Source organism: Sphingomonas sp. CFBP 13714 (assembly GCF_014842205.1).
Lineage (GTDB): Bacteria > Pseudomonadota > Alphaproteobacteria > Sphingomonadales > Sphingomonadaceae > Sphingomonas > Sphingomonas aerolata.
Window position 1 is genome coordinate 414,909 of sequence record NZ_JACYVG010000003.1, and the last position, 17,653, is coordinate 432,561.

Genomic DNA, 17,653 nt, shown 5'->3' on the forward strand with positions numbered 1-17,653 from the left:
ACCGGCAACCGCTCGCACATACCGATGAAACCTCTCCTCTCCCCGCGCGTACGCGTGCGCGGGGGTAGTAAGGTGGTCCCCCCTCGGCTAAGGTGTGTCATCGTACCGAAACAAGCCGAAAGCCTTCAGATTTGACCGACGAGACCATGCTCGCCGAACCCACCGGCGGCGAGCCAGCCGGCATTGCCACCATCTCGATCGTCGACGAGATGAAGTCGAGCTATCTCGACTATGCGATGAGCGTGATCGTCGCGCGCGCGCTCCCCGACGTCCGCGACGGCCTGAAACCCGTTCATCGCCGCATCCTTTATGGCGCGCACGAGAGCGGCTTCGTCGCGGGCAAGCCCTATCGCAAGTCGGCGCGTATCGTCGGTGACGTGATGGGTAAATATCACCCGCACGGCGACAGCTCGATCTACGACGCCTTGGCCCGCATGACCCAGGACTGGTCGATGCGCGTGCCGCTGATCGATGGTCAGGGCAACTTCGGCTCGATGGATCCCGATCCGCCCGCAGCGATGCGCTACACCGAGGCCCGCCTCGGCAAGGTCGCCAACGCGCTGCTCGGCGATCTCGACAAGGATACGGTCGACTTCACGCCCAACTATGACGGGTCGGAGCGCGAGCCGTCGGTGCTGCCGGCGCGCTTCCCCAATTTGCTCGTCAACGGCGCCGGCGGCATCGCGGTCGGCATGGCGACCAACATCCCGCCGCACAATCTCGGCGAAGTGATCGCCGCGTGCCTTGCCTATATGGACAATGGCGCGATCACGACCGAGGAACTGTTCGAGATCGTCCCCGGGCCCGACTTCCCGACCGGCGCGATCATCCTCGGCCGTGCGGGCGCCAAGTCCGCCTACGAGACCGGCCGCGGCTCGATCATCGTCCGTTCGCGCCACGTCGTCGAAGAGGGCAAGGGCGATCGCCGCTCGATCGTCCTGACCGAGATCCCGTTCCAGACCGGCAAGAACGGCCTGGTCGAGAAGATCGCCGAAGCCGCCAAGGACAAGCGCATCGAGGGCGTCAGCGACATTCGCGACGAATCGAGCCGCATGGGCGTGCGGATCGTCATCGACCTGAAGCGCGACGCGACCCCCGACGTCGTGCTCAACCAGCTCTGGCGGCACACCCCCGCGCAGTCGAGCTTCCCCGCCAACATGCTCGCGATCCGCGGCGGCCGCCCCGAGCTGCTGAACCTGCGCGACATCATCGGCGCGTTCATCACCTTCCGCGAGCAGGTCATCACCCGCCGCTCGAAGTTCGAGCTCGCCAAGGCTCGCGAGCGCGCGCATCTGTTGCTCGGCCTCGTCATCGCGGTCACCAATCTCGACGAAGTCGTCCGCATCATCCGCGGATCGTCGAGCCCCGCCGAAGCCCGCGGTAAATTGCTCGCACGCGAGTGGCCGGTCGCCGAGATCGCGCCGTACATCGCGCTCGTCGAGGCAGTCGAGGACAAGCAGCAGGAGGGCATCTACAAGCTGTCCGAGCCGCAGGTCCGCGCGATCCTCGACCTCCGTCTCCACCGCCTCACCGCGCTGGGTCGCGACGAGATCGGCGACGAACTCAAGACGCTCGCGGCCTCGATCGCCGAGCTGCTCCACATCCTCGCCGATCGCGCCAAGCTGTACGAAGTGATGCGCGGCGAGCTGATCGCGATCCGCGACGAATTCGCGACCCCGCGCCGGTCCGAGATCGCCGCGGCCGCCAACGGCATCGACGACGAGGATCTGATCGAGCGCGAGGACATGGTCGTCACCGTGACCATGCAGGGCTATATCAAGCGCACCAGCCTCGACACGTTCCGTGCGCAGGCACGTGGCGGCAAGGGCCGTGCGGGCATGTCGACCAAGGACGAGGATGTCGTCACCGAGCTGTTCGTCACGTCGACGCACACGCCGGTGCTGTTCTTCTCGAACCTCGGCAAGGTCTATCGCTACAAGGTCTGGCGCCTGCCCGAGGGTGGCCCAGCAACCCGAGGGCGCCCGATGATCAACCTGCTGCCGCTGGCGCCGGGCGAGACGATCTCGACCGTGCTCCCGTTGCCCGAGGATCTGAGCGAGTGGAGCCGTCTGCACGTGATGTTCGCGACGCAGCGCGGGCTGGTGCGCCGCAACGCGATGGACGCGTTCACCAACGTGCCGTCGAACGGCAAGATCGCGATGCGTTTCGAAGAAGGCTCCGAGGACAAGCTGATCGGCGTCGCGCTGCTCACCGAGCATGACGATGTCCTGCTCGCGACGCGGCTCGGAAAAGCGATCCGCTTTGCCGGCGACGACGTCCGCGAGTTCCAGAGCCGCACCTCGACCGGCGTGCGCGGCGTGACGCTCAAGGGCGACGACGAGGTCATCTCGCTGTCGGTCCTTCACCGCGTCGGCGCGACTCCGGAAGAACGCGAGACGTACCTCAAATTCGCCCCCTGGAAGGGCGAACGCGAGGGCGATCACGGGATGGGCGACGAGCGCTACAACGATCTCAAGGATCGCGAGCAGTTCATCCTGACGGTCTGCGAGAACGGCTATGGCAAGCTGTCGAGCGCGTACGACTATCGCCGCACGGGCCGCGGTGGTCAGGGCATCACCAACATCGACAATATCGGCCGTAACGGTCCGGTTGTGGCGAGCTTTGCTGCGGCCAAGGGCCATCAGCTGATGCTGGTGACCAACCAGGCCAAGCTGATCCGCACGACGCTCGCGTCGCTGCGCGTCATCAGCCGCAACTCGGCGGGCGTGAAGCTGTTCGACGTGGCGAAGGGCGAGCATGTGGTCTCGGCCGCGCGGATCGAGGAGACCGAGGAAGACGCCGAAGTGAACCTGGCCGACGCAACGCCAGAGCTGGCGCCCGACACCGGCGCGACGATCGGCGAGGACACGGCGGCGGGCGATCCGACCGAAGGCCAGGGGGACGGCGAATGAGCCGCGGCCCTATCGCCTACAAGGTGCTGACGGGCGAGCAACTGGCATCGCTGGAAAGCGGCAGCTTCGCCGGGGCGCCGGTCGATCTGGCAGATGGGTATATCCATCTCTCGACCGCCGACCAGCTGACCGAAACGGTCGACAAGCATTTCGCCGGTCAGTCCGACCTGTACGTCGCCGCAGTCGATCTCGAAGCGATCGGCGACGACGTGACATGGGAAGAGTCGCGCGGCGGCCAGCTCTTCCCGCACATCTATAATGGCCCGCTGCTACTCGAGACGGTGCTATCCTACGGCCCGCTCGAACGCGACGATGCCGGCCAGGTTAAGCTGCCCGTAGCCGGCTAAAGCCCTGACCACCCTCTCCCGCAAGGGGGAGGTGGCAGGCAAAGCCTGACGGAGGGGGGCAACGACGCCCGTCGTTTATCCGCCCCCCGCTACCCGATCACGCCGCCAGATCGCGCATCAACGGTGCATGCCGGTCGACCAGCACCGCACTTGCCTGGTTCAGCCCGACGACCTCGACCACCGCACCATGCCGCCGCAGCTTGGCGACCACATCGTCGAGCACGCCGACCGCGGTGACGTCCCAGAGATGCGCGCCCGTCAGGTCGATCCGCACATGCTTGGCCTCCTCGCGCAGGTCGAACCGGTCCGCGAAGATATCCGCGCTGGCAAAGAACACCTGCCCCGTCACGCTGTAGATGCGCGTATCGCTCGCCGCGTCGTACTCGACCGCCACGTCCATCATCCGCGTGACCTTCCACGCGAAGAACACGCCGCTCAGCAGCACGCCGACCCCGACGCCGAGTGACAGGTCGTGGGTCGCGACGGTGACAACGACCGTCGCCAGCATCACGACGCTAGACACCTTGGGATGCCGCACCAGATCGCGCAGCGACCCCCAGGAGAAGGTGCTGATCGACACCATAATCATGATCGCGACCAGGGCCGCGACCGGCACCTGTGCGACCCAAGGACGCAACGGCACCATCACCACGAGCAGGAACACGCCCGCGACCATCGTCGACAGCCGTCCGGTGCCGCCATAGCGGACATTGCCGACCGTCTGGCCGATCATACCGCACCCGGCGATCCCGCCGAACGCGCCCGCGGCGATGTTGGCGAGCCCGAGCCCGGTGCATTCGCGCGCCTTCGAGCTGCGCGTCTCGGTCAGCTCGTCGACGACATTCGCGGTCATCATCGATTCGAGCAGCCCAACCGCCGCCATCGCAAGCGCATAAGGGGCAACGATGCGCAGCGTATCCCAGCTGAGCGGCACGTCGGGCAAGCCGAACGACGGCAGCGAATCGGGCAGCCGCCCGAGATCGCCGACCGTCTTCAGCGGCATCGGAAACCACATCGCGATTGCGGTCAGCACGACGATGCAGATCAGCGGCGACGGGATCGCACTCGAGATCCGCGGCACGAGGTAGATGATCGCAAGCCCGCCCGCGATCATCGCATAGGCCTGCCAGCTGACCCCCACCATCTGCGGCACCTGCGCTGAGAAGATCAGGATCGCGAGTGCGTTGACGAACCCCGCATGCACCGAGCGCGAGACGAACCGCATCAGCACGTCGAGCTTGGCGAGCCCGAACGCGATCTGCAGCATGCCCGCAAGGATCGTCGCGACGAGGAGATATTGAAGCCCGTGCGCATGAACGAGCGCGGCGGCGACCAGCGCGACGGACCCCGCAGCCCCCGATATCATCGCGGGGCGACCGCCCGCAAAGGCGATGACGATGCCGATCACGAACGAGGCGAACAGGCCGACCTCGGGATCGATGCCGGCGACGAAGGAAAAGGCGATGACCTCGGGGATCAGCGCGAAAGTACCCACCATGCCGGCGAGAATGTCACGCCGCGCGGCCGTCGGGCCGCTATACCACTCGGCGCGGTAACGAGAAAAAGCAGAAATTGTCATGGATGTGTCCGCATAGGACGCACGAACCGCGGCGACGCTTTCGGTCGCGGGTGTTCACAATGGCGTCGTTGCGTTGTCCGGCGGATCGGCGGCCGGAATAGCCACCCGGAATTGCACCGGGTCCAAGCGAATGCGGGCCTGCTAGCGGATCAGGTGCTGCATTGCAACACGGTCTGCCACGCTTCCTCCACAACCCCGTCATCCTGACGAAAGTCAGGATCCAGAGTTACTGAAGTTCACCGTTCGTGGCTCTGGATCCTGACTTTCGTCAGGATGACGGAGGGTCAAGCCCGTCGAAAATCACGTAAACAGGTCCACCACCTCGGCCCCCTCGCCCACCGCCTGCAACAACAGGGTTCGGTGGCAATGGCAGGGGTCGCGCTCGTAACACAGCAGCGCGCTCGGCTTCTCCGCCGCGAGCGCGAGCATGATCGCCGCCTGCGCCTGAGCCTCGGGCAATTCGAGCTGTTCGTCATACACCGCGGTCAGTGTCGCCACGTCACCCTTCTTCGCTGCATCGCGCCCGCGCTTCGGCGTCCCGAGCGCCTTCAGATGCGTGTAATCGATCCCCGCCTCGTGCAACGACGCCGCAAGCGACGTCTTCGAGAATCCCGGCCGACGCGACAGCGGCAGCGCGCGGACGTCGATCACCCGCTCGACCCCGGCCTGCGTCAGCGCCGCGAGAAAGTCCGTCATCGTGGTGGCTTCATAGCCGATCGTGAAGATCTTCATGCGGACGAAGTGGGATTGGACCGCTGACACGGCAAGCGTCCGGCGCTATCTGACGGCCATGACCCACGACATCCATGTTATCGGCGGCGGCCTCGCCGGATCCGAAGCCGCCTGGCAGCTCGCCGAAGCCGGCCTCAAGGTCCGCCTCTCCGAAATGCGCGGCAGCGGCGAAGCCACGCCCGCGCACCAGACCGACGGCCTCGCCGAACTCGTCTGTTCGAACAGCTTCCGCTCGGACGATGCCGAGAGCAACGCGGTCGGCCTGCTCCACCAGGAACTCCGCACGCTCGGCTCGCTGATCATGCGCCAGGCCGATATCCACCGCGTCCCCGCCGGCTCCGCGCTCGCGGTCGACCGCGACAATTTCTCGAACAGCGTGACGGAGGCGATCGACCAGCATCCGAACATCACTTTGGTCCGCGAACGCATCGACGCGCTGCCCGACGGCCCGACGATCATCGCCACCGGCCCGCTCACCGCCGCCTCGCTCGCGGCCGGGATTGGCGCCGAGACCGGCCGCGAGGCGCTCGCCTTCTTCGACGCGCTCGCGCCGATCGTCCACCGCGACTCGATCGACATGGAGACCGCGTGGTTCGCCTCGCGCTGGGACAAGGGAGAGGGCAAGGACTACATCAACTGCCCGATGGACAAGGACCAGTATCTCGCCTTCCATCAGGGCCTGGTCGACGGTGAGAAGACGCCGTTCAAGGACTGGGAGAAGGACACGCCCTATTTCGATGGCTGCATGCCAATCGAGGTGATGGCGGAGCGCGGCGTCGACACGCTGCGCTATGGCCCGATGAAGCCCGTCGGGCTCGACAACCCCAAGACCGGGCGCTGGCCCTATGCTGTCGTCCAGCTCCGCCAGGACAATGCGCAGGGGACGCTTTGGAACATCGTCGGCTTCCAGACCAAGCTGAAGCATGCCGATCAGGTCCGGCTGTTCCGGACCATCCCGGGCCTGGAGAATGCCGAGTTCGCCCGGCTGGGTGGCCTGCACCGCAACACCTTCATCCGATCGCCCGAGCTGCTCGACGCGACGCTGCGGCTGAAATCGCGGCCGAACATCCGCTTCGCCGGGCAGATCACGGGCTGCGAGGGTTATATCGAGAGCTGCGGCATCGGCCTGCTCGCGGGCCGGTTCGCCGCCGCCGAGCTGACCGGCCAGACGCTGACGCCGCCGCCCTTTGCGACCGCGCTCGGCGCGTTGCTCGGCCATATCACCGGTGGCGCAGAGGCCGAGACCTATCAGCCGATGAACGTCAATTTCGGGCTGTTCCCGCCGATCCCCGGCCGGACGAAGAAGACCGATCGCAAGCGGATGTACACCGATCGTGGCCGCGCGGCGCTGGCAGCGTGGCTCAACTCTCCTCAGACGACGGCGGAACCGGCGGACAGGCAGCCCGAGACGACGGCTTCCGCCTGACCGCGGTGGTGGCGAATTCGGGCGCGGTCATCGCGCCCGATTTGTCCGCATCCGCACCGGCGAACTTGGTCGTCGCCTTGACCGCCCATTCGTCGAACGACAGCCGCCCGTCACCATCAACGTCGAGCTTCGTATAGGCCTTGCGCCGCGCGACCAGATATTCGTCGCGCGTCACCGCGCCGTCGCGATCCTTATCATACCGCTGAAATCGCCGCTGTTCGCGCGTTGCATCGGTCGCGCGCGGCGCCGTGCGCGGCAAGGGGTCGGTCCCGCCGTCCGCCCCCGCCTGGGTCTGCGCCTGCGCGGTCGGTTGTGGTGCCAGCACTGGCCCGGATCGCACCTTGCCGCCAAAGCCCAGTATCGCCGCACCGATCAGCGCGATCAGCGCCGCGCCACCCGTCAGGTATCGCCACATCCCCGGTCTCCCCCGCCCCCGGACGTCCCCGTCCAGGCGCAAGGCTAGTCTCGCAGCGCGCCGATCTCAAACGAACCGGTCAGTATCCGACCAGTCTGTGCAGCAGCAGACGGCCGACCCGCTTCGGGCTGCCGGCCGGTTGCTCCGGCGCCGAAAGATCGGCCCGCGCAAGCAGTGCGAGTGCGCCGAGCGATCGTGCGCGTCGTGGCCAGCGGCCGTGGAGCGCCGTATCGAGCCGCCCGCGCGCCATCGCGGCCACGCCTGCCGCGCGTGCCGGATCCGACAGCCGCAGCGACAGATCCGCCAGCGCCCATCCCTCACCCGCCGCCGCGATGCGATCGTCTGACGCCGCCAGCAAAGATGCCGCCGCCGCGAACAGCTGCCCGCCGCGCAGGCGGGCAAAGCGTTCGACCGCTGCATCGTCGAGCGGCGTTTCAAGCAGCGCCTCCCACCCCTCGGCGATCGTCGCGATCGTCGCGCCGCCGACCTGCGGCACGACATGGTGTGCGAGCGCCTGCAACACGGGCTCGGCCGGCGGCGGCGCCGTATCGAGCCGGCCGAGCGCCTCATACCACCAGGTCAGCCGCATCTGCCCGACGATCGGCTCGCGCGTCGTCTTGAGGATCGTGCCGAGCGCCGTGTCGAGCGCGAACAGCGCCTCGAGCCCGGGCCGGGTCGAGGCGGGGGCGTAGCTCAGGGCAAGCGCGCGCTCGGGATTGGGTAAGTTGGCAGGGTCGACCATCGCGCTGCCATAGCTGCGAACGCGGCGCAGGGCACGCCCCCCGCTCACGTTAACCATATCTCTTGAGCCGGGCTTACCGGATTGCCGGGCATGGGTGCGCGATCAAGATCCAGTGGGACATTCATGGCCAAGACGATTGCCCCGAAATTTGCAGCGCTGACGTTCCTCGCGCGTCTGCGACGGAACGTCAAAGGCAACACTTTGGTGATCGTCGCCTTCGCGATCATGCCGCTGCTGGCCATGGTCGGGTCCGGGCTGGACATGTCACGCGCCTATGTCGCGCGTGACCGGCTGCAGCAGGCCTGCGACGCGGGCTCGCTGGCGGCGCGGCGCCTGCTGGCGGGCCCGACGCTGACGAGCGACGTTGAAACCGAAGCCAGAAACTATTTTAACTTCAACTTCCCCAGCGGGGCCTTCGACACGACCCCGTTCACTCCCGTGGTCACCGTTCCCGCCGTGGGTACCGTCCGGATCACCGCGACGACCGCGATACCGACCACCGTGATGAAAATCTTCGGGTTCAACACCTTGCCCCTGTCGATCACCTGCGCGGCGACGCAGGATTTCGTCGGCACGGACGTCGTGCTCGTCCTCGACATGTCGGGATCGATGAACTGCCCGACGAGCCGCCCCAATGACGCCTGCGGCGAGATCGAACAATCCGGATCGAAGATGCAGGCGCTGCGCGATGCGTCCGAGTCCCTCTACGACACCCTGGAGTCTGCACAGAACCAGCTGCACAACAACAACCTTAGGCTTCGCTATGGCTTTGTGCCCTATAACGCGACGGTCAATGTCGGCAGGCTCGTCTATGCCAAGGATGCGAGCTATATCCGCAACAGCGCACCCTATCAGACGCGGGCCCGGACCGGCGGACCTGTCTACAGCTCGCTGAACTGGTGCAACGCGTATGACGGCAGCTATTCAAGCTATTGGGGGGTCTGCTCGAACTACTGGACCTACCAGCAGGCGACGCTGAACACCGCGACGTTCAAGACGGGCGCATCGGTACCGACGCCTGGCGGATCGCCCAGCACGGCGACATCGAAATGGGCCGGGTGCATCGAGGAGCGCCAGACCAACAACACGACGATCGACGGCGGATCGCTGACGACGGCACCGTCGGACGCGTGGGACCTCGACATCAACCGGTTGCCGAACTCGGACGCCAGCCGTTGGGCGCCGTGGTGGCCCGAGACGGAATTCGATCCCGACCGGCGCGCCATCTATACCGACCCGAAATACTGCGCCAGCGAAGCCAGCCGCCTGAAGGAATATTACGGCGACAAGGCCGGCTTCATGAAATATCTCAATGACCTGCAACCGCTTGGCGGCACCTATCATGATATCGGCATGATATGGGGCGCCAGGTTTATCTCGTCGGACGGCATCTTCGCATCGGCAACGCCCGAAACGAACAATCAGAGCGATCCGGACAATCCAAGAAAGCTTCGCGGCTTCTCGGTCAGGAAGTTCATGATCTTCATGACCGACGGCGACCTGTCGCCATACCTGGACGTCTATACGACCTATGGCGCGGAGGAGCGCGACAAGCGCGTGCTGGGAACGACGACGGGCAATACCACTCAGCTCGCCGCAGCGCAGCTGTCGCGCCATCTCCAGCGATTTCGCATGGCCTGCAATGCTGCCAGGGCGCAGGGTATCCAGCTGTACGTCATTGCGTTTTCGACCACGCTCACTAACGACATGCGGGATTGCGCGACACAGCCTTCCATGGCGTCAGGCATCACCACCTCCGCCGCGCTCATCCAGAAGTTCAAGGAAATCGGCACCAAGGTCGGATCGCTACGGGTGAGCCAGTGATCGCGCGATTAGCGCCAGCAAGGCGGCGCATTGCGGCAGACGTCGCGGGCGCAACGATCGTCGAATTCGCCCTGATCGTACCGTTGCTGATCGGGTTGCTGATGATGATCCTGGAGGTCGGGTATCAGAATTATGTCGAGGCCATGGTACAGGGCGCGCTCGCAAAGGCATCACGCCTGACCACGGTCGGCAACACGACCGCCGCCAACGTGAGCGCAACGATCAAGGCCGAGGTCCGCGCCGTCATCCCGGCAGAATATGTCACCGTGTCGACGCGCCGCTATTACAACTTCTCGAATGTCGGCAAGCCCGAGAAGATCACGTCGGACACGGACCCGCGCGGCACGTTCAATCTCGGGGACTGTTTCGAAGATGCGAACAACAACGGCATTTACGACGCGACGCCGGGCGATGACGGTGTCGGTAGCGCGGACGACGTCATCTTCTACACAGCGACGGTGAGATACCCCAATCTGACGCCGGTCGGACCGCTGATGGGCTGGACGCGCACCCGGACAGTTACGGAAACGACGCTGGTACGTAACCAGCCCTTTACCTCGCGTGCGGCACCGACGGTCGTATGTACCAAGCCATGACGAGGATCGACAGCACCGCAAGGCCAGGGGTTCTTGCCGACAAGCGCGGCCTCGCAATGATCGAATTTGCGATCGTTGCGCCGTTCCTTCTGACACTGGGTCTCGCCGGTGCCGAACTGACGCACATGTCGATCGCCAAGATGCGCGTCAACCAGATCGCCACGACCGCGTCCGACAACGTCGCACGCGTGCGGGATTCGATCAACGAGGCCGATGTCAACGAGGTCCTACTCAGCCCGAAGTTGCTAGGGACCGATATCGACTTTGCCGATAACGGCCGCGTCGTGATTTCGAGCGTCGAACCCAATGGTCAGACCGGCACGAAGGCGGGACAGTGGATCCGTTGGCAGCGGTGCACGGGGGCGCTGAACACAAGTGCCTCCCAGCCGGCTTATGGCCTGCAGGACAAGGGCAAGGCCGATGCAAGCCTGCAATATATGGGACTGGCCAGTCGCAAGATTACGGCGGTCGCCGGAACCGCGCTGATCTTCATCGAGGTGACCTACAAATATCAGCCGCTCGTCTCGCAGCGGTTTTTCGGCGCTCCGATCCTGCGCGCCGAAGCGGTGTACAATGTGCGAGAACGCAACGATCAGACTTTAGCCGCCGTTGCGGGAGTAACGCCGAGCTTGTGCTCGACCTACGCAGCATGATCGCTCCGACCGGTGCACCCGGTCGGAGCGATCAGCAACAGCTCACTGATTACCGGTACGTCACCTTCTTCGCCGCATCGACGACCTTTGCGACATCGACCAGCATCAGCTTTTCGAGGTTCGCCGCATAGGGCATCGGCACGTCTTCGTTGGTCACGCGCAGCACTGGCGCGTCGAGGTCGTCGAAGCCGTGCTCCATCACCACCGACACGATCTCGGACGCGATCGAGCAGGTTGCCCAGTTTTCCTCAACGATGATCATGCGGTTGGTCTTGGCGAGGCTTTTCAGCACCGTGTCGGTGTCGAGCGGGCGCAGCGTGCGCAGGTCGATGACCTCTGCGTCGATGCCCTCCTCGGCGAGCTTCTCGGCGGCTTCGAGGCTGATGCCCACGCCGATCGAGTAGCTGACGATCGTCACGTCCTTGCCCTCGCGGACGATCCGCGCCTTGCCGATCGGCAGGACATGGTCGTCGAGCTTGGGAACGTCGAAGCTGCGGCCGTACATCAGCTCGTTCTCGAGGAACACGACCGGATCGTCGGTACGGATCGCCGCCTTCAACAGCCCCTTGGCATCCGCGGCATCATAGGGCGCGATCACGATCAGGCCAGGAACGCTCGCATACCAGGCCGCGAAGTTGTGCGAATGCTGTGCACCGACGCGCGACGCGGCACCGTTGGGACCACGGAACACGATCGGGCAACGCATCTGGCCGCCCGACATGTAGTTGGTCTTGGCCGCCGAGTTGATGATGTGATCGATCGCCTGCAACGCGAAGTTGAAGGTCATGAACTCGACGATCGGGCGGAGGCCACCCATCGCCGCGCCTGCACCGATACCGGCAAAGCCGTATTCGGTGATCGGCGTGTCGATCACGCGACGCTCGCCGAACTCGTCGAGCAGCCCCTGCGTGACCTTGTACGCGCCCTGATACTGCGCGACTTCCTCGCCCATCACGAAGACGCGGTCGTCCTCGCGCATTTCCTCGGCCATCGCATCGCGTAGCGCCTCGCGGACGGTCGTCTTGACCATCTCGGTACCCTCCGGGATCGCCGGATCGGTCTTGCCGACCTTCTCCGCCGACGCGACGAGCTGCTGCGTCCCGCTTTCGGCCTTGGCAGGCGACGCGCCTTCGGGAACCGGCGGCGCCTTGTCGTCCGACGGCGTTTCCTTCGGTGCGGCGTTGGCGGCCTCGCCCGCGCGTGCCTCGGTCGGCGCGCTGTCAGCGCTTTCGCCCTCTTCGAGCAGCGTCGCGATGACGGTGCCGACCTTCACATTGTCGGTACCTTCGGCAACCATGATCTTGCCGATCGTGCCTTCGTCGACGGCCTCGAACTCCATCGTCGCCTTGTCGGTCTCGATCTCGGCCATGATGTCGCCGGACTTAACGCTATCGCCTTCCTTGACGAGCCACTTCGCGAGCGTGCCCTCTTCCATCGTCGGGGAGAGCGCGGGCATCTTGATCTCGATCGCCATCAGTACGACTCCACCAGAACGTCGGTGTAGAGCTCGGCGACATCCGGCTCGGGGGTCTGCTCGGCGAAATCGGCGGCTTCGTTCACGGTCTTCCTGATCTCTTGTTCGATGGACTTCAGGTCCGCCTCGGTCACGCCCTGCTCGTCGAGCAGCTTCTTGATGTGATCGATCGGGTCGGACTTGTCGCGGACCGCCTGGACCTCATCCCGCGTACGGTATTTCGCCGGATCGGACATCGAGTGGCCACGATAGCGATAGGTCTTCATCTCGAGGATGACCGGGCCCTTGCCCGCGCGGACCCAGGCGATTGCCTCTTCAGCGGCCCCGCGGCACGCCAGCACGTCCATGCCGTCGACCTGGATGCCGGGAATGCGGAACGATTCGCCGCGGCGATAGAGCTGGTCCTCGGCCGAGGCGCGATTGACGCTCGTGCCCATGGCGTACTGGTTGTTCTCGATCACGAAGATGATCGGGAGCTTCCACAGCTCGGCCATGTTGAAGCTCTCATACACCTGGCCCTGGTTCGCGGCGCCGTCGCCGAAATAGGCCATGCAGATGCCGCCGTCGTTCGAATATTTGTGCTTGAACGCGAGGCCGGTGCCCAGCGACACCTGAGCGCCGACGATGCCGTGCCCGCCGTAGAATTTATGCTCGGTCGAGAACATGTGCATCGACCCGCCCTTGCCCTTCGAGATGCCCGAGCCGCGCCCGGTCAGCTCGGCCATGATCACCTTCGGGTCGATCCCGTAGGCGAGCATGTGGCCGTGGTCGCGATAGCCGGTGATGACCGAATCGGTCTCGCCGTCGAGCGCGGATTGAAGGCCAACTGCGACGGCTTCCTGGCCGATGTACAGGTGGCAGAAGCCGCCGATCAGGCCGAGACCGTAAAGCTGGCCCGCCTTTTCCTCGAAACGCCGGATCAGCAGCATCTGCTTGTAGAAGGCGAGCAGCTCGTCCTTGCTGGCCTCATAAGGCTTGGGTTCGGCCGGCCGTTCACGGTTGGTGATCGGGGGCTCGGCGATTGCACGTGCTGGGGGGGCTTTGGCCACGATGTGGGAAACCTCGTTTTCCGTAGGGGAGTTGCCGCAGCCTATAGGCGCGGACGGGGCCGAACATCAATTCCCGTCTGGGGTATGCGATTTCGCGACTGTCCCGCGAGCCTCGATCCGTCGCGCCCAACTCGCGGGTCGTCGCCCCCGCCCCTATCCCCGCCCCAAGCAAAGCTCCGGTTGCCCTTCCCGCGCCCTACCCCCTAAAGCCCGGGACAATGAACCCGACGATCGACCCGCATCAGCATCCCTTCCGGATCGCCAATTTTCGCGCCTATTGGCTGTCGCGGTTCGCCGGCACGATCGCGGTCAGCGCGATGTCGATCGTCATCGGCTGGCAGGTCTACAACCTCGCGCGCGAGACGATGGACATCCGCCAGGCGGCGTTCATGCTCGGGATGATCGGCTTTGCGCAGTTCGTGCCGCTGTTCCTGCTGACCCCGATCACCGGGCTCGTCGCGGACAGCTTCGACCGGCGCTGGATCGTCCGCGGCACGACCACGCTGCTGGTGCTCACCGCCGCGACGCTCTGGCTGCTGACCTGGTCCGGCCATCTCACGCTCGGCGCACTGTTCGCCGCCGCGGTCGCCTTCGGCGTCGCGCGAGCCTTTTCCGGCCCGGCTTATTCGGCGCTCGCGCCCAATCTCGTGCCCCGGGCTGTGCTCCCCACCGCTATCGCGATAAGCTCGATCGCGTGGCAGGTCGGAACGATCGCAGGCCCCAGCGTCGGTGGGTTGCTCTACGCGATCCATCCCGAGGTCGCTTACGGCGTGGCCACGCTGCTTTTCCTCGTCGCGCTGGTGTTCATGTTCCTGATCGGCCCGGTGGCACAGCCCGCCGCGCAGACCGACCATCGCCCCCTCGCGCGGATCATCGAGGGCTTCACCTATGTCCGCCGCAACCGGCTCGTGCTCGCGACAATCACGCTCGACCTGTTCGCGGTTTTGCTGGCGGGAGCCACGTCGCTGCTGCCCGTCTATGCCCGCGATATTTTGCATGTCGGGTCGCAAGGGCTCGGCGTGCTTGCCGCGGGCATGGGGATCGGTGCCGCGGTCACCGCGATCTGGTTCTCGATTCGACCGATGTCGCGCAATGTCGGGGTCAAGATGCTGATCGCGGTGATCGTGTTCGGTATCGCGATCCTCACCTTCGGGGTCGCGACGCCGATCGTCGAGCTGATCGGGCTCACCCCCGGCACGATTGCGGGGTTCCCCATCCACCCCGCCTTCGTCCTCAGCCTCGTCGCGCTGATCGTCGCGGGCGGTGCGGACATGATCTCGGTCTATGTCCGCCAGTCGCTGATCCAACTGCACACGCCCGACGTGATGCGCGGCCGCGTCAGCGCGGTGTCGCAGCTGACGATCTCGGCCTCGAACGAGCTCGGCGAATTCGAAAGCGGGGTGATGGCGTCGCTGCTCGGCCCCGTCGGCGCAGTGGTGTTCGGCGGGGTTGGTGCTATTGCCGTCACGATCGGCTGGGCGCGCCTGTTCCCGGAACTCGGGGCGGCGAAGACCTTTGATCCCCCCGAGATCCTAGAGACCGAACCACAGCACGGAGAAGCCAAGCCATGAAAGCCTCCTCGATCCTGGACACGATCGGCAACACGCCGCACGTCCGCCTGTCGAAGCTCTTCCCCGATTCCGAAGTCTGGGTGAAATCCGAACGGTCGAATCCTGGCGGTTCGATCAAGGACCGTATTGCGCTGGCGATGATCGAGGCCGCCGAAAAGGCCGGCGACCTCAAGCCCGGCGGCACGATCATCGAACCGACCAGCGGCAACACCGGCGTCGGCCTGGCAATGGTGGCAGCGGTCAAGGGCTACAAGTTGATCCTCGTGATGCCCGAGAGCATGAGCGTCGAACGTCGGCGTCTGATGCTCGCTTATGGTGCGACCTTCGACCTGACCCCGCGCGAGAAGGGCATGAAGGGCGCGATCGAACGCGCGCGCGAGCGCGTCGCCGAAACGCCCGGCGCCTGGATGCCGCAGCAGTTCGAAAATCCTGCGAACATCGACGTGCATGTCCGTACAACAGCACAGGAAATCCTCCAGGATTTCCGGGATACGCCGATCGACGTGATCATCACGGGCGTAGGCACCGGCGGCCACATCACGGGCGTCGCCGAGGCGCTGAAGGCTCACTGGCCCGAGTTGAAGGTCTATGCGGTCGAGCCCGCCGCCTCGCCCGTGATCGCCGGTGGCCAGCCGGGCCCGCATCCGATCCAGGGCATCGGCGCAGGCTTCATCCCCGCCAATCTCCACACCCAGGCGATCGACGGCGTGATCGAGGTCGATGCCGCGGTCGCCAAGGACATGGCACGCCGATCGGCGGCCGAAGAGGGCATGCTGGTCGGGATCAGTTCGGGCGCGACGCTGGCCGCGATCCTGCAGAAGCTCCCTGATCTTCCCGACGACGTCCGCGTCCTCGGCTTCAACTATGATACCGGCGAGCGCTATCTGTCCGTGCCGGACTTCCTTCCGGAGCAGTGACGACGATGACCGATGCGCGTGGCGCCGTTTATCTGCGCGTGTCGGTACTCGCGATCGCGGCTGCGGCGATCGTCGGACCGACGCTTGTCGTGACCAATCCTCCGGCGCTGCCCCACCCGGCGCGCGCCGCGATGCCGAAACAGCGCGTCGTGCCCCAGGCCGAGCTGCCCCCCGTCGAGCCCGTCCGATTCGTCGATCTCGCGCCCGAGGATGCGCGGGCGTTCAACGCCACGGTGCCGTTCTCGACCGATCCGAACCCCGCTGCACGGCCGTTCCGCTTCGCCGGTACCGCAGACGACCTCGCCCGCGCGACCGACTGCCTCGCGGCCGGCACGCTGTACGAGGCGGGGGACGACACGGTCGGCGAACGCGCCGTCGCGCAGGTCGTGCTAAACCGCCTGCGTCATCCCGCCTTTCCGAAGACCGTCTGCGGAGTCGTGTTCGAGGGCGAGACGCGGGCGACGGGATGCCAGTTCAGCTTCAGCTGCGACGGCGCGCTGCTCCGCTGGAAGCCCTCCGAGGACGCATGGCGCCGGGCGCGCAGCGTCGCGACCGCCGCATTGTCGGGCAATGTCTATCGACCGGTCGGCTATGCCACGCATTACCACACCGACTGGGTCGTCCCCTATTGGCAGTCGAGCCTCGACAAGATCGTCGCGGTCGGGTCACACCTGTTCTTCCGCTGGTCGGGCTGGTGGGGCACGCCCCCAGCCTTCCGGCGCGCGCCCGAGCAGGGCGAACCGGTCATCGCGCAGCTCGCGCCTATTTCGGATGCGCACCGCACCGCCGCCGCGCTGTCAGAAGCCGATGCCGCGATTGCCGAGGCATCCGCCGCGCTCGGCTTTGTTTTGGGCGATGACGCGGTCGCCGGTGACCTCGCGAACGCCGCCTCGACGCCTTTCGCGACTGCCGAAGGCGATACGGTGCTGATGACCTTCTCGCCGGGCGTGCTCCCCAACGCCTACCCGACGCTCGCGACGATCGCCTGCGGCGACCGTGCCTTTTGTCGGTTCATGGCATGGGCCGACAAAACCAAGGCCGCAACGTCCACGCCGCTGACGCCGGTGCAGAGCGCGGCAATCACGTTCAGCTATCTGCGCGATCGCTCGGCCGATTACGAAAAGGCGTTGTGGAACTGCCAGCAGGTCCGCCGGCCCGATCCCTCGCAGTGCATGCGCGCGCGACAGACGCTGCGCGCGGCCCCCGCGGCGGCGGACAAGGCCGCACCTGCGGCGGATGCGCCACAGGAGCTCGACGGTGTGCGGCGGAAGCCGCCCACCACGCCAGCGGCGACCGCAGCCCCGGCGTTAAAGCCGGACGTCAGGAAAGCACCGCAAGCGACCGAAATGTAACGGAAAGACCGGCGCATTAGTCGACCACAACAGCCAGATCCAAAAGAAAAGGCCGCGTCCACCC

General features: G+C 65.7%; 15 protein-coding genes and 1 other annotated feature. Of the genes, 9 read left to right on the forward strand and 6 right to left on the reverse strand.

Annotated features, from left to right (window positions below; translation table 11 throughout):
* The first annotated feature begins 131 nt into the window (after positions 1 to 131).
* Together gyrA and IFT54_RS09685 are read left to right on the forward strand one after the other, a co-directional pair.
* Entirely contained in the window at positions 132 to 2,912 is a 2,781-nt protein-coding gene (gene gyrA / locus IFT54_RS09680; protein WP_107933066.1) for a DNA gyrase subunit A, read from the forward strand.
* Positions 2,909 to 3,259, forward strand: a complete 351-nt coding sequence (locus IFT54_RS09685) for a DUF952 domain-containing protein (RefSeq protein WP_192070460.1) — start codon at positions 2,909 to 2,911, stop codon at positions 3,257 to 3,259. Before gyrA ends, IFT54_RS09685 begins: the two co-directional genes overlap by 4 nt.
* A 97-nt stretch (positions 3,260 to 3,356) precedes the next feature.
* Here the strand turns inward: IFT54_RS09685 and IFT54_RS09690 are convergent, their stop codons facing one another.
* Both IFT54_RS09690 and IFT54_RS09695 read right to left on the reverse strand, forming a co-directional pair.
* Complete coding sequence (locus IFT54_RS09690; RefSeq protein WP_166747890.1) at positions 3,357 to 4,838, reverse strand: SulP family inorganic anion transporter; 1,482 nt, start codon at positions 4,836 to 4,838, stop codon at positions 3,357 to 3,359.
* A gap of 71 nt (positions 4,839 to 4,909) precedes the next feature.
* Positions 4,910 to 4,965 (reverse strand) — a sequence feature (sul1 is cis-regulatory element that is thought to sense ions involved in sulfur or methionine metabolism; They are found in Alphaproteobacteria).
* A 173-nt stretch (positions 4,966 to 5,138) separates the two neighbouring features.
* The gene (locus IFT54_RS09695) at positions 5,139 to 5,570 is read right to left on the reverse strand and encodes a DUF488 domain-containing protein (protein ID WP_192070461.1); all 432 of its coding nucleotides are present in this window, start codon (positions 5,568 to 5,570) and stop codon (positions 5,139 to 5,141) included.
* A 58-nt stretch (positions 5,571 to 5,628) separates the two neighbouring features.
* Here IFT54_RS09695 and trmFO point away from each other — a divergent pair, with 58 nt between their 5' ends.
* On the forward strand, positions 5,629 to 6,996 hold the full coding sequence (gene trmFO, locus IFT54_RS09700; protein ID WP_031439904.1) for a methylenetetrahydrofolate--tRNA-(uracil(54)-C(5))-methyltransferase (FADH(2)-oxidizing) TrmFO: 1,368 nt from the start codon (positions 5,629 to 5,631) through the stop codon (positions 6,994 to 6,996).
* Here trmFO and IFT54_RS09705 read toward each other — a convergent pair.
* Together IFT54_RS09705 and IFT54_RS09710 are read right to left on the reverse strand one after the other, a co-directional pair.
* On the reverse strand, positions 6,932 to 7,411 hold the full coding sequence (locus IFT54_RS09705; RefSeq protein ID WP_192070462.1) for an EF-hand domain-containing protein: 480 nt from the start codon (positions 7,409 to 7,411) through the stop codon (positions 6,932 to 6,934). The genes trmFO and IFT54_RS09705 overlap by 65 nt on opposite strands.
* A gap of 79 nt (positions 7,412 to 7,490) precedes the next feature.
* Positions 7,491 to 8,210, reverse strand: coding sequence for a squalene/phytoene synthase family protein (locus IFT54_RS09710; protein WP_244648771.1), 720 nt, complete (start codon positions 8,208 to 8,210; stop codon positions 7,491 to 7,493).
* A 66-nt stretch (positions 8,211 to 8,276) separates the two neighbouring features.
* On the opposite strand from IFT54_RS09710, the gene IFT54_RS09715 reads away from it, so the two are divergent.
* From IFT54_RS09715 to IFT54_RS09725, 3 genes are read left to right on the forward strand one after another with little or no spacing between them, the layout of a single operon-like run.
* Positions 8,277 to 9,977, forward strand: a complete 1,701-nt coding sequence (locus IFT54_RS09715) for a TadE/TadG family type IV pilus assembly protein (protein ID WP_183935691.1) — start codon at positions 8,277 to 8,279, stop codon at positions 9,975 to 9,977.
* A complete protein-coding gene (locus IFT54_RS09720; RefSeq protein WP_192070463.1) occupies positions 9,974 to 10,573 on the forward strand; it encodes a TadE/TadG family type IV pilus assembly protein in 600 nt (199 codons plus the stop codon). Before IFT54_RS09715 ends, IFT54_RS09720 begins: the two co-directional genes overlap by 4 nt.
* 56 nt (positions 10,574 to 10,629) lie before the next feature.
* Positions 10,630 to 11,226, forward strand: coding sequence for a TadE/TadG family type IV pilus assembly protein (locus tag IFT54_RS09725; protein WP_209567247.1), 597 nt, complete (start codon positions 10,630 to 10,632; stop codon positions 11,224 to 11,226).
* A gap of 49 nt (positions 11,227 to 11,275) precedes the next feature.
* Here the strand turns inward: IFT54_RS09725 and IFT54_RS09730 are convergent, their stop codons facing one another.
* Together IFT54_RS09730 and pdhA are read right to left on the reverse strand one after the other, a co-directional pair.
* Positions 11,276 to 12,700 (reverse strand): pyruvate dehydrogenase complex E1 component subunit beta, encoded by a 1,425-nt coding sequence (locus IFT54_RS09730; protein ID WP_056407660.1) that lies wholly within the window; start codon positions 12,698 to 12,700, stop codon positions 11,276 to 11,278.
* Entirely contained in the window at positions 12,700 to 13,749 is a 1,050-nt protein-coding gene (gene pdhA / locus IFT54_RS09735) for a pyruvate dehydrogenase (acetyl-transferring) E1 component subunit alpha (protein ID WP_031394777.1), read from the reverse strand. Before pdhA ends, IFT54_RS09730 begins: the two co-directional genes overlap by 1 nt.
* Positions 13,750 to 13,967: 218 nt before the next feature.
* On the opposite strand from pdhA, the gene IFT54_RS09740 reads away from it, so the two are divergent.
* From IFT54_RS09740 to IFT54_RS09750, 3 genes are read left to right on the forward strand one after another with little or no spacing between them, the layout of a single operon-like run.
* Entirely contained in the window at positions 13,968 to 15,320 is a 1,353-nt protein-coding gene (locus tag IFT54_RS09740) for an MFS transporter (protein ID WP_192070465.1), read from the forward strand.
* On the forward strand, positions 15,317 to 16,237 hold the full coding sequence (gene cysK, locus IFT54_RS09745) for a cysteine synthase A (protein ID WP_031394778.1): 921 nt from the start codon (positions 15,317 to 15,319) through the stop codon (positions 16,235 to 16,237). The genes IFT54_RS09740 and cysK overlap by 4 nt, the downstream gene beginning before the upstream one ends.
* A gap of 5 nt (positions 16,238 to 16,242) precedes the next feature.
* Entirely contained in the window at positions 16,243 to 17,589 is a 1,347-nt protein-coding gene (locus IFT54_RS09750; RefSeq protein WP_192070466.1) for a cell wall hydrolase, read from the forward strand.
* The last annotated feature ends 64 nt before the right edge of the window (positions 17,590 to 17,653 follow it).

Bases quoted from the DNA above. Each gene is read 5' to 3' on its own strand.
- IFT54_RS09685 (WP_192070460.1), top strand. From the start codon at position 2,909: ATGAGCCGCGGCCCTATCGCCTACAAGGTGCTGACGGGCGAGCAACTG.
- IFT54_RS09690 (WP_166747890.1), bottom strand. From the start codon at position 4,838: ATGACAATTTCTGCTTTTTCTCGTTACCGCGCCGAGTGGTATAGCGGC.
- IFT54_RS09695 (WP_192070461.1), bottom strand. From the start codon at position 5,570: ATGAAGATCTTCACGATCGGCTATGAAGCCACCACGATGACGGACTTT.
- trmFO (WP_031439904.1), top strand. From the start codon at position 5,629: ATGACCCACGACATCCATGTTATCGGCGGCGGCCTCGCCGGATCCGAA.
- IFT54_RS09705 (WP_192070462.1), bottom strand. From the start codon at position 7,411: ATGTGGCGATACCTGACGGGTGGCGCGGCGCTGATCGCGCTGATCGGT.
- IFT54_RS09710 (WP_244648771.1), bottom strand. From the start codon at position 8,210: ATGGTTAACGTGAGCGGGGGGCGTGCCCTGCGCCGCGTTCGCAGCTAT.
- IFT54_RS09715 (WP_183935691.1), top strand. From the start codon at position 8,277: ATGGCCAAGACGATTGCCCCGAAATTTGCAGCGCTGACGTTCCTCGCG.
- IFT54_RS09725 (WP_209567247.1), top strand. From the start codon at position 10,630: ATGATCGAATTTGCGATCGTTGCGCCGTTCCTTCTGACACTGGGTCTC.
- IFT54_RS09730 (WP_056407660.1), bottom strand. From the start codon at position 12,700: ATGGCGATCGAGATCAAGATGCCCGCGCTCTCCCCGACGATGGAAGAG.
- IFT54_RS09740 (WP_192070465.1), top strand. From the start codon at position 13,968: ATGAACCCGACGATCGACCCGCATCAGCATCCCTTCCGGATCGCCAAT.
- cysK (WP_031394778.1), top strand. From the start codon at position 15,317: ATGAAAGCCTCCTCGATCCTGGACACGATCGGCAACACGCCGCACGTC.
- IFT54_RS09750 (WP_192070466.1), top strand. From the start codon at position 16,243: ATGACCGATGCGCGTGGCGCCGTTTATCTGCGCGTGTCGGTACTCGCG.